Annotated in this window: 10 protein-coding genes; 8 read left to right on the top strand and 2 right to left on the bottom strand. The window is 37.3% G+C overall.

Going from position 1 to position 11,869, the window contains the following annotated elements; translation table 11 throughout:
- Positions 1-681: 681 nt before the first annotated feature.
- The 8 genes from NST21_RS28510 (at position 682) to NST21_RS28475 (ending at position 10,757) form a co-directional block, all read left to right on the top strand.
- The gene (locus NST21_RS28510) at positions 682-2,142 is read left to right on the top strand and encodes a hypothetical protein (protein ID WP_340892824.1); all 1,461 of its coding nucleotides are present in this window, start codon (positions 682-684) and stop codon (positions 2,140-2,142) included.
- Between the two features lie 514 nt (positions 2,143-2,656).
- Positions 2,657-3,562, top strand: a complete 906-nt coding sequence (gene galU, locus NST21_RS28505) for a UTP--glucose-1-phosphate uridylyltransferase GalU (RefSeq protein WP_340892823.1) — start codon at positions 2,657-2,659, stop codon at positions 3,560-3,562.
- A 1-nt stretch (position 3,563) separates the two neighbouring features.
- A complete protein-coding gene (locus NST21_RS28500; protein ID WP_340892822.1) occupies positions 3,564-4,883 on the top strand; it encodes a UDP-glucose dehydrogenase family protein in 1,320 nt (439 codons plus the stop codon).
- 619 nt (positions 4,884-5,502) lie between these two features.
- Positions 5,503-7,080 (top strand): glycosyltransferase, encoded by a 1,578-nt coding sequence (locus tag NST21_RS28495; protein ID WP_340892820.1) that lies wholly within the window; start codon positions 5,503-5,505, stop codon positions 7,078-7,080.
- A 2-nt stretch (positions 7,081-7,082) separates the two neighbouring features.
- Complete coding sequence (locus tag NST21_RS28490) at positions 7,083-8,264, top strand: hypothetical protein (protein ID WP_340892819.1); 1,182 nt, start codon at positions 7,083-7,085, stop codon at positions 8,262-8,264.
- 174 nt (positions 8,265-8,438) lie between these two features.
- Entirely contained in the window at positions 8,439-8,963 is a 525-nt protein-coding gene (locus NST21_RS28485) for a serine/threonine protein kinase (RefSeq protein ID WP_340892818.1), read from the top strand.
- Between the two features lie 580 nt (positions 8,964-9,543).
- The gene (locus NST21_RS28480) at positions 9,544-10,551 is read left to right on the top strand and encodes an NAD-dependent epimerase (RefSeq protein WP_340892817.1); all 1,008 of its coding nucleotides are present in this window, start codon (positions 9,544-9,546) and stop codon (positions 10,549-10,551) included.
- 29 nt (positions 10,552-10,580) lie between these two features.
- Entirely contained in the window at positions 10,581-10,757 is a 177-nt protein-coding gene (locus NST21_RS28475) for a DUF1540 domain-containing protein (protein WP_340892858.1), read from the top strand.
- A 353-nt stretch (positions 10,758-11,110) separates the two neighbouring features.
- Here the strand turns inward: NST21_RS28475 and NST21_RS28990 are convergent, their stop codons facing one another.
- Together NST21_RS28990 and NST21_RS28470 are read right to left on the bottom strand one after the other, a co-directional pair.
- Positions 11,111-11,287 (bottom strand): helix-turn-helix domain-containing protein, encoded by a 177-nt coding sequence (locus NST21_RS28990; protein WP_445670615.1) that lies wholly within the window; start codon positions 11,285-11,287, stop codon positions 11,111-11,113.
- A gap of 168 nt (positions 11,288-11,455) precedes the next feature.
- Positions 11,456-11,824, bottom strand: a complete 369-nt coding sequence (locus NST21_RS28470) for a hypothetical protein (protein WP_340892816.1) — start codon at positions 11,822-11,824, stop codon at positions 11,456-11,458.
- Positions 11,825-11,869 lie beyond the last annotated feature (45 nt).

Raw genomic sequence — 11,869 nt, 5'->3', positions numbered from 1 at the left:
TGTGTTCAATCTTATTAGGAGGGTTCATTAGAATTATATTTAGGAATAACCATCGTGAAATTTAGACCATTTCATTATAGAATTTCTTTTCTTTGGTCATAAGTTGTTTATTATACATTTCGAGTAGAACGAAAAGAAAACGAATTTAACACTTTTTTTCCTATGCCTACATAGGTCCTTATCTATAACCAGAGCATTTCATTTAGTGAGATAATGGAGGGATGGAGCTATGACTAGAACACGATAATGGGGAAGAAATTAGATAAAGGAGTACGTTGTCATCTTGTCCATTAAATGACTCCTTAGAGTCAGATGAAACGTAAATCAAAGTAAGGGTTAAAGGATGAAATTGTATCACGTTATAGGTACCTTAGAAATCACTATTGATTTTTATTTCAGAAACAAAGAGATAAAAAGCTACATTGTTCTTCTTTAAGAAAGCATTGAGGTTTTTTCATGTTTCCAGGTCCTATTTTAATAGAGGATCATGTTGCCTTTATTGGCTGGGCAACAAAGCTGAATAACGTGTAACTTAGTTTAGTGAATTTTTAAGGATGCTCAGGAATTTTATAAAGGTTCTTTGTTTTTAACAATTGGGCATTTTTTATTGGAGTTTATCCAATCCAATAGGTTCCCTATTCATAGGATAATGTAATGTTTTGTGAAAAGGAGGATACAAAATTGGGTAAGGGTAAAAAAGATAAAAAATGTAAGGATTGCGGCCATAGTAAATGCAAATGCCCATCTAAACAAGTACAAAAGGTAGATCAAAAAGTTGAAGTGAAGATAAACTACCCAGAATTAGGAGCAAAAGGACTGCAAGAGGATCAAGGATCACAAGGGGACCAAGGACCGCAAGGGAATCAAGGACTAAAAGGGGACCAAGGACCGCAAGGGGATCAAGGACCACAAGGGGACCAAGGACCGCAAGGGGATCAAGGACCACAAGGCGACCAAGGACCGCAAGGTGATCAAGGACCGCAAGGGGATCAAGGACCACAAGGCGACCAAGGACCACAAGGCGACCAAGGACTGCAAGGGGATCAAGGACCGCAAGGGGATCAAGGACCACAAGGGGATCAAGGACCACAAGGCGACCAAGGACCGCAAGGTGATCAAGGACCGCAAGGTGACCAAGGACCGCAAGGTGATCAAGGACCACAAGGCGACCAAGGACCGCAAGGGGACCAAGGACCGCAAGGGGATCAAGGACCACAAGGGGACCAAGGACCGCAAGGGGACCAAGGACCGCAAGGGGATCAAGGACCACAAGGGGACCAAGGATCGCAAGGGGATCAAGGACCACAAGGTGACCAAGGACCGCAAGGGGATCAAGGACCACAGGGCGACCAAGGACCACAAGGGGATCAAGGACCACAAGGCGACCAAGGACCACAAGGGGATCAAGGACCACAAGGCGACCAAGGACCACAAGGCGACCAAGGACCACAAGGGGATCAAGGACCACAAGGGGACCAAGGACCGAAAGGGGATCAAGGAGTGCAAGGGGATCAAGGACCACAAGGGGATCAAGGACCACAAGGGGATCAAGGACCGCAAGGCGACCAAGGACCGCAAGGGGATCAAGGACCGCAAGGCGACCAAGGACCACAAGGGGATCAAGGACCGCAAGGCGACCAAGGAACGCAAGGGGATCAAGGACCGCAAGGCGACCAAGGACCACAAGGGGATCAAGGACCGCAAGGCGACCAAGGACCAAAAGGGGATCAAGGACCACAAGGACCAACAGTTGGCGTACTAGATTTATTTATTGCAACAAGCATTGATACTCAATTTGTAGGTGATGATGTTGTTACAGCCATATTTCCGAATGATGTTCTTCCGGCTGGTACTCCCATTACACGGGTTAGTGCTAGTCTTTGGTCACTAAATGATGCTCCTGGAACGTATTCAGTAACTATTCAATTGCCGGTGTTAGCTGGAACTACGTTGGGTGCTAATGCTGCCGTAGCAATTGACGGAACCCCAATAGCAGCCTTTGCCCCGGTCGCCATTCCTGGCACAATTGTTGGTACACATACTTTTAGGATACTTGCTGCTGGGGCCTTGTCAATAGAAGCTTTAGGTGGGACTTTGGAGATTGGTCCGGGTGCAATAATCACTATACAACGATTGGCATAATTATAGCAGAATAAATTTGATGCACATTGAGTGTTTCTTAATGAAATCCAGCGTTTACACGTAAACGAGATCAAAGGAGTTATACTCGTACGTTATGTCTATAGTTATTTCCAGCTCTAAACTTTCCCATCTAATGAAAGGTAAACCTGATTTGGTTTACCTCTTTTATCGTACGCTGGGGATTTATAAGTATCGCTATCTACCATTCATAAATATCCTTTTTTTGAAAAATTGAGTAGTTTTATAAATTAGACTACGCTGGCAGTAGTTTATTAAAAATGTATATCTACCAATACACCAATTAACATGGATATCCCGTAATAGTGTAATGAATCTATTAATTTGGCATGTAACCAACAGGTTGCGAGGCCCGGCCACGGCCAGTTTGAGATTCTTTCATGTATAGCCGGCTAGACCCTGTTAAATAAAAATGAGATCAAAAGGGCTACTAACTAGACCGGAAGTTGTCCTTTAGCATATAAAGGATTAATGAATGCCAAAAGGGAGGCAGCTTATGAAAATCCGAAAGGCCATTATTCCGGCCGCAGGCCTCGGGACTCGATTTTTGCCTGCAACAAAAGCTCAGGCTAAGGAAATGCTGCCGATTGTTGATAAACCAACGATTCAATATATTGTAGAAGAAGCAGTAGCTTCGGGTATAGAGGAAATTATTATCATAATCGGTAGAGGAAAAAGATCAATAGAGGATCATTTTGATAAATCCTATGAGTTGGAAGATGCACTTTTAAGAAAAAATCAGCTAGATGTTTTAGAGGAAGTTCAGAAAATATCTAGTTTGGCAAATATCTATTATGTCCGCCAAAAGGAACCGAAGGGGCTAGGACATGCAATTCTCTGTGCGAAAAGCTTCATTGGAAATGAACCTTTTGCTGTTTTGTTAGGAGATGACATCGTTATGTCTGAAACACCTTGTCTTAAACAAATCATCAGTGTTTTCGAGTATTGCAACAGCTCCGTCGTAGCTGTTCAGAACGTACCGGAAAAGGATGTCAGTAAATATGGAATTATTAAGCCAAAAGGGACAATGATTGAGCCTAACCTTTTCCATATCGATTCTTTGGTGGAAAAACCTAAAAGGGAAGAGGCTCCTTCCAGATATGCGATTATGGGGCGTTATGTTTTAAGACCTGAGATTTTTGAAACACTATCAAAGCTTCCAATTGGACATGGTAATGAATTACAGCTTACAGATGCCATAAATGAGCTAAATAAGCAGCAGGCCGTATTAGCATATAATTTTGAGGGAAATCGATATGATATTGGTGATAAAGTTGGATTTATTAAGGCAACAATAGACTTTGCCTTGCAAAGGGTTGATATAAGAGATGAAGTACTTTCCTATTTAAGTGATGTAAATAAGAAAGAAAACCTTCAGATTATAAAGAGAGAGCTTGAATAATATGAAAATAGCTGTTTTGGGTACAGGTTATGTCGGGCTGTCCACTGGTGTTTGTTTGTCAGAAATAGGGCATAGTGTCATTTGTATCGATACAGATGAACAGAAAATTAAAAGTCTACGTCAAGGGATTTCTCCAATATATGAACCGGGTCTGGAGAATTTGCTTGCTCAAAATGCTGCAGCGGGTAGACTGTTATTTACAACATCTCATCGAGAAGCTTTAAATGGTGCCGAGATTATTATCATTGCTGTAGGTACACCGCAAAGGGAGGATGGAGGAGCAGATTTATCGTATCTTGAGCAAGCGGCGAAGGATATTGCTACCCACATAGTACAGAGTGCAGTTGTCGTCTTAAAGAGTACAGTGCCTGTTGGTACGAACGAATTTATTAAAAAGATTTTGGATGAGCAATGTAACGAAAGGGTCACTCTTGAAATGGTTTCAAACCCTGAATTCTTAAGACAAGGATCTGCCATTAGGGATACGATGCAAGCAGATCGAATCATCATTGGTTCTGAAAATGAAGAGGCTGCAAATAAAGTACAAGAAATGTATCGTCCGTTGAATGTACCATTTTTATTAACAAGTATTAAAAGTGCGGAAATGATTAAGTATGCTTCTAATGCTTTTTTGGCAACTAAGATTAGCTTTATTAATGAAGTTGCCAATTTATGCGAGGTAGTAGGAGCAGATGTTGAAGATGTGGCAAAGGGAATGGGAAAAGATAAAAGAATTGGAGAAGCCTTTTTACAGCCCGGCATTGGTTATGGAGGGTCTTGTTTTCCGAAGGATGTTAAAGCTTTGCTTTATACGGCCAATTTGCATGGAATACATTTTTCCATGTTGAAAGAAACAGTAGCGATTAATGATTTTCAGCATGAACTCCTAGTAACCAAAGCGATAAATCGTTTTGGAGAATTAAAAGGAAAAAAGGTCGCGCTGCTTGGCCTTGCTTTCAAGCCAGAGACTGACGATATGAGGGAAGCGCCATCTATTAAAATTGCACGTTCATTAGCCAAACTGGGAGCAGAAGTGGTAGCGTATGATCCCGTTGCAATAGATAATGCCAAGAAAATATTAAAGGATACAATTAGGTTTGCCAGCTCAGCCCGCGAAGCGGCAATGGATGCGGACGCTGTATTTATTGTCACAGAATGGAATGAGTTTAGACATATAGATCTTGAGGCATTAATGAATATAATGAAACAACCGATTGTTTTTGATGGTAGAAATTGTTTTGGGGAAGAACGAATCAGAGCTTGCAAGAAAATTGAATATTATCCAATAGGAAGACCATCAATAGTAATTGGAATGACATAGATGGTCAGCATTTACTAACATCTTCATTATCTCGAACAAGATTTTTTAAAGCCATATTATAAAAGCTCACGCATTCAAAGGGTGAGTTGTTATTCTATTCTATAGGCGGGCAAACAGGCGAAGCAGCACCTATGATAATTCTTAGGTGCTTTTTTGTATCTCTTGAAATAGTAGTAATTATCTTTGAAGATATAAATGGCATTATAACCGCTGACCCCCCGTCATTTCTTTGTGTCGATTAGCTTGGGCATGTTTTATTTCTGGTCCTGGTCCTGATAGTCTATTAATCAATTTTCTTCGGTGATTAAAGCAATAGATTAACTACAACTATTAGCATGTTGAATTATTATCATCATTTGGCTTTCAATTAACAATATGTCATATTACTTTCTTCACTCCTCTTTGTATTATGCTAACACATACTCACTGCCATTAGTTTTTACCGTATGTTATGAGCGCCAGCTAAAGCTAATGAATCTTCAACAACTTCCATCTCACTCTTAAACGATTCCAAAGAAATTCGATTCCATTTAGTCCATGCGTACCTATAGAGTCGTACATAATATACTTGAAAAGGACCAGAAAATTAGCTTACTATGCTTGAAAGGAGAACATTTACTTGCACACAGTTATGCATTTGAATTTAAGAGTTGACCCGACCCAATATATCTCACAGATTCGAGAAGTTCCTGATTATGATTATATTCATATGGTACGACAACCTAAGTATATGATAGACCTTTCCCTTCTGGATGAGAAGGTTCATTACCTCAATGAAATTTTCTCTCCAAAAGAATATGTGGAAAGAAATAATATCTCCCTCTTACATGCTCACCATGGTCAATTAGGGATGTTATTACTTCCTTTTAAAGAGGAAACAAACCTTCCGTTGGTAACAAGTATTCGAGGCAGGGATGCAACCCTAGCTAATCAGCCCATTGGCTATCTAGATAACATGAAAATGCTATTTGATCGAGGTGAGCGTTTCTTTCCAGTTTGTCAATATTTAGCGGATAGGTTAATAGCTTGGGGCTGTCCTCCAGAAAAAATTAGAGTGTTATACGGCGGTGTTGACCTTAACCAATTTAATTACCGAACTTCACATAAAGAGGGCTCTCAAAACATTTTATCCATCGGTAGGTTGGTGGAAAAAAAAGGACACCATATCTTAATGCAAGCTTTTCAAAAAATCAGAGGTAAATTTCCAAATGCAACCTTGACAATTATCGGGAGAGGGGAGCTTGAAGAATATATCAATTCTTTGGCAAATGAACTTAATTTAGGAGATTCTTTTCGTTTATTAAATCATCTCCCTAAAGATCAAGTACGAGAACAAATGACCAATGCAGATATATTTTGCGCCGCTAGCTTAGAAGCTGCCGATGGAGATGTAGAAGGTATACCTAATACATTAAAAGAAGCTATGGCGGTTGGGGTACCAGTGATTTCGACCAATCATGCCGGCATCCCTGAATTAATAACAAATAAAAAAGAGGGAGTATTAGTACAAGAAAACAATGTTGATGAACTGGCAGAGGCACTTGAATTCATGCTAACTAACAGAGAGCTGTGGGAAACATATACAGTAGCGGCTCGTCAAAAAATCGAACAAAACTTTAACCTCGTCCAACAGCTTCAACAACAAGCTGAATTTTATGATGAACTAGTAGCCCCTTATACAAAAGGTGAACAAAATTCAGTAACACCTCGCAAAAAAGATAAAAAGAATAAAAAGAATAAAAAAGATAAAAAAACCCTTAAGAATACTGAACAGCCTCAACAGCAAGTTAAGTATGATGGCGAATCAGTAGAGCCTAGTAAAAAAGATAAAAAAGATAAAAAAGATAAAAAAGCCGAAAAAGTCAAAAAAGCCCTTAATTATATTCAGCAGCTTCAACAGCAGACTAAAGATAAAGATACAGATAAAAAAGATAAAAAAGATAAAGATGAATTGGTAGTAGCATCTAATAAAAAAGACAAAAAAGATAAAGATGAATTAGTAGTAGCATCTAATAAAAAAGACAAAAAAGATAAAAAAGCCCTTAATAAAATTCAACAGCAGGCTAAAGATGATGATGAAACGGTAGCATCTCGTAAAAAAGAAAAAAAGGCTCAAAAAGCCGAGAAAGTCAAAAAAGCCCTTAATAAAATTCAAAAGCTTCAACAGCAGGCTAAAGATAAGCAGTCAGGAGGATGATCATGGAGGATTTTAAAACTATTACGGTAACCAAAGGTGAAAAATCTTTAGAAATTCACAATCCCACTACCTATCCGCTGATAGGAATGGGTGCTCAAGGTGCAGTATTTAAACTCGCAGAAGATAAATGTGTGAAAATCTATTCAGACCCGGTACAAGCGAAAATGGAGGAAGAAGCCCTTAAAGCGGGACAACATTTACCCTTTATGCCTGTGGTATATGATACAGGTTCAAACTATATAGTCATGGAATATTTTAATGCTCCAACCTTAAAAGAATACCTTAGAAATTGTACGTATATCCCTGATTCTATAGTAAAGAAACTTCTCTATATATTAAAGGAATTAAAACAAGCAAAATTCACCATGATAGATGCCCCTTTGCGCCATATTTTTGTCCTTGGTAATGAGGAACTTAAGGTAATTGACCATGTAAATTCCTTCAAAAGAATGCACCCTGTACCATTAAAATTATTAAGAGATTTAAAAATAATCCTGTTAAAGGACTCGTTCTTAGCCCAAGTGAAACAACTTGAACCGGAAACCTTCAATGAGTGGGAGAATTATTTCAATCATAATAGTTTGGACTATAGAAACATTCCTGTCCTCTCTGGAGGGTCAGGGAGTGGAGTAAAAGTGGATAGCGCTATTACACAAACACTAATTGGAAAAGGGCATCAAGGTGCTGTTTATCGAGTGTCTGAAGACCAATGCGTAAAACTTTACGGAAAAACTGAACATGCAAATCAGGAAAAAAAGGTTCTCTTATCAAGTCAAGACTTGCCTTTTATCCCGAAAGTCTTTGAAACAGGACCAAATTATATTTTAATGGAATATCTATTAGGACCAGATTTAAATACGTTTCTTAAAAAACAATCTGTACTTTCTGAGGATATAACAAGACGATTACTCTATATATTGAAAACAATGGAAAAATCAGGTTTCAAACAAATTGATGCCCCACTAAGGCATATTATTATAACCAAGAATGGTTTTAAATTAGTCGATCATGTGTACTCGTTTTCACGGGAACAAAAAAGACCTCTCGAGTTATTTAAAGACCTGCGAGAAAGAAACTTTTTAGATTCTTTTCTAGAACAAGTGCAAGCAATAGATCCTGATACGTATGCTGAATGGACAAAAACACCAATACCATTAGATGAAAATGATAATACGCTTGTATAGTCATATAAAATTATTAAGAGATTTAAAAATAATCCTATTAAAGGACTCGTTCTTAGCCCAAGTGAAAAGGCTTGAACCGGACACCTTCAATGAGTGGGAGAATTATTTCAATCAAAATAGTTTGGACTTTAGAATATTACCGTCCTTTCTGGAGGGTCAGGGAGTGGAGTAAAAGTGGATAGCGCTATTACACAAACACTAATTGGAAAAGGGCATCAAGGTGCTGTTTATCGAGTGTCTGAAGACAAATGCGTAAAAATTTACGGGAAAACTGAACATGCAAATCAGGAAAAAAAGGTTCTCTTATCAAGTCAAGACTTGTCTTTTATCCCGAAAGTCTTTGAAACAGGACCAAATTATATTTTAATGGAATATCTAATAGGGCCAGATTTAAATACGTTTCTAAAAAAACAATCTGTACTTTCTGAGGATATAACAAGACGATTACTCTATATATTGAAAACAATGGAAAAATCAGGTTTCAAACAAATTGATGCCCCACTAAGGCATATTATTATAACCACGAATGGTTTTAAATTAGTCGATCATGTGTACTCGTTTTCACGTGAACAAAAAAGACCTCTCGAGTTATTTAAAGACCTGCGAAAAAGAAATTTTTTAGATTCTTTTCTAGAACAAGTGCAAGCAATAGATCCTGATACGTATGCTGAATGGACAAAAACCAATACCATTAGATGAAAATGATAATACGCTTGTATAGTCATAGTTAGGCAAAGCTTAAACTTTTTATTATGAGTAAAAAAACCTGGTGAAAAGCAAGGTGACACTTATTCCGCTACGTTCATTATTTTCAAAATGGAAAGCCTTGTTTTTCATTCCCTCATTCAGTTGGGAAAAGTATATGGTTCTCGTTGTCTCGTTACTGCACCTGCAGTGACAGAGGGCTATTGATTTGCTATTTTCTTCCCTTATTTAAAAGTGCATTGCCAAAGCCAGAATTCCCTTTCAAAAGCAAAAAAGACTAGGCACTTGAATTAATTCAGGACTATCCATCTTCAAGAAATGAATGTGAAAAAATCATGAGGTTTGAAACTAAAAAGGATTTCATGTCATTGTTGGATTACGAATGAATTGTAAAGCCAATCCCCTCGAGGGTGGAAAGAAATTTCTGAGTTTGCCTCGTCTAATATCCAACATAATTGACCTGTGCTCTGTTGCCGTAAAGGATCGAAATTATCAGTGTATGAATACGAAGGCTTACTCAGTGTTCCAGAGAATGTAAAAGTCCTATTGTATAGAAAGGATCGGAATTAATACTATGAAAATTTTAGTGACGGGAGCGGCAGGTTTTATTGGTTTTCATCTAACAAAACGTTTGTTAGCTCAAGATATCAATGTAATAGGTGTAGATAATATTAATGGTTATTATGATGTTCTTTTAAAGAACGATCGTCTCAAGATATTAGAGAAAAATCCTAATTTTGAATTCTATAAAATGGATATATCAAATAAAGAAAAATTAAATCAAATATTTAAAGATAGAACGATTCAGATAGTCATCAACTTAGCAGCTCAAGCGGGAGTACGTTATAGTATAGACAACCCAGATTCTTATGTTAATTCCAACCTAGTTGGGTTTGTTAATATTTTAGAGGCATGTCGACAATATAATGTAGAGCACTTGATTTATGCATCTTCTAGTTCTGTTTATGGAGCTAATACTAACATCCCTTTCTCAACTAAAGACTCAGTAGATCATCCAGTAAGTTTATATGCTGCCACAAAAAAGTCTAATGAATTAATGGCTCATACTTATAGTCATTTATTTAATATTCCAACCACAGGACTCCGATTCTTTACAGTGTATGGTCCTTGGGGGAGACCTGATATGGCTTATTACTCTTTTACTCGAAATATTATTGAAGAGAATACAATAAGGGTTTTTAATAATGGAGATATGAGAAGAGATTTTACTTATATTGATGATATTGTTGAGGGAATAATACGATTACTCGATAATCCACCGATATATAACGAAACATGGGATAGAGCTAATCCTGATCCAAGTTCAAGCTATGCCCCATACAAAATTTATAATATTGGTAATAACAATCCAATAAAATTAATGGATTTTATTAATACATTAGAGAAACTAATTGGCAAAAAGGCAAAAATAGAATTCTTACCAATGCAACCAGGAGATGTTAAAGAGACTTACGCAGATATTTCCGATTTGCAGGCTGATGTGGGGTTCTATCCTTCAACAACAGTAGAAGAAGGTTTAACTCATTTTGTAAATTGGTACAATAAGTACTATATAAAATAAGGAAAAAAGGAAGTAGTGAAGAATTGAAAATTTCTACTTCAGTCAGTAAGGATGTTCTTTGTGAAGTCGATAACTGTACCTATTGGGGTTCTGGAAACAAATGTAATGCTGATGCTATTTATGTAGTAAGTCATAAGGGTAAAAAAGCATCTAATAATGAAGAAACAGATTGCAAAACATTTAAACCAGAAGTTTATTTTCTATAAAGGGTAACCAATATTTTGGTTATCCTTTACTATTTATAGTATTGATAATAACTATCATTTTCATTCACATTTATTGAATTACTTTTATTTTTATCCACATTAAAACGGTCCCGAGTCTCTCTGGATTTTTGGCGCGCTTTCCTTTCTGTCTTCAGATGGAAAGGTCCTTTGTCAATATCCCCCCTTGTTAAAGCCAGATATAAATTGTTTTATACAATAAGCGACCTCTAAGACCAAATTGAATTTATTCAGGTGACTATGTAAGATCCAACTTTTCTTGAATCTGTTCGGCTAGGCTAAAGGATGTTTTCCAATGGGTTTACATGCTTATCTTAGGGCGTTCAACATACTCTCTAGAGCCTTCTGCTGTGATATTTTTCGTTTATATTATGGTTACGTTTTAACTCAGTAGCAATACAGGAATGATGGCGATTAAGAACGGCACTCATTTCTTTTGTAGAATGCCCTAGTTTATGGAGCACTTCTAGTTGTTCGCGCTCAAAAGTGGTAAGCTCATACTCGTCTTCCATGTAAAAAAGATGTATGGTAACTTCTTTTTTACACGAAGCGAGTAGGGCTTTTTGTTTTTTCTAGGCGTCGCATTTAGAATTACAATTCATCTAATCTATTAAAACTAGGCACAGTTAAAGCTAGTTATGTTAGTACGCTGGATTAAACACTATTGGTCAAGTAGTTTTTTATGATTTCATGCGTGTCAACGGCAGTTCTCTTATAATTTCTCCTAAAGCATTTTTCCCGGTCATAGATACCAGGACATTGTCTTTCCGTGAAAGCTCAATTTGAATTTCAAAACGCTTTAATTCAGATACTTCTAATTCTAAAGGGTAACCATATTCACTCTCTACTTTCCCTTTATACCATTCTACATTGTTTTTTGGACCATCTACATCGAAGACTTCCATTTTTACTTTGGTTTTCTTACTTTCATTATTATTAAGAATGTTTACTACGATAGTATAAAAAAGCTTGTCCAACGTAAATGATGGGTCTAAGGAACCGTCACCATTCATGTTTTCGACAGGACCTGTTGAGTATAGTACTGACATATTTTAATCCCCCTTTTTATAGAAAATTTTACTTTCATCAATTAT

Origin of the sequence: Peribacillus sp. FSL K6-1552 (genome assembly GCF_038005205.1) — a bacterium.
In the GTDB taxonomy this organism is placed as follows: domain Bacteria; phylum Bacillota; class Bacilli; order Bacillales; family DSM-1321; genus Peribacillus; species Peribacillus butanolivorans.
This window is presented reverse-complemented; position numbering and strand designations above follow the sequence as displayed.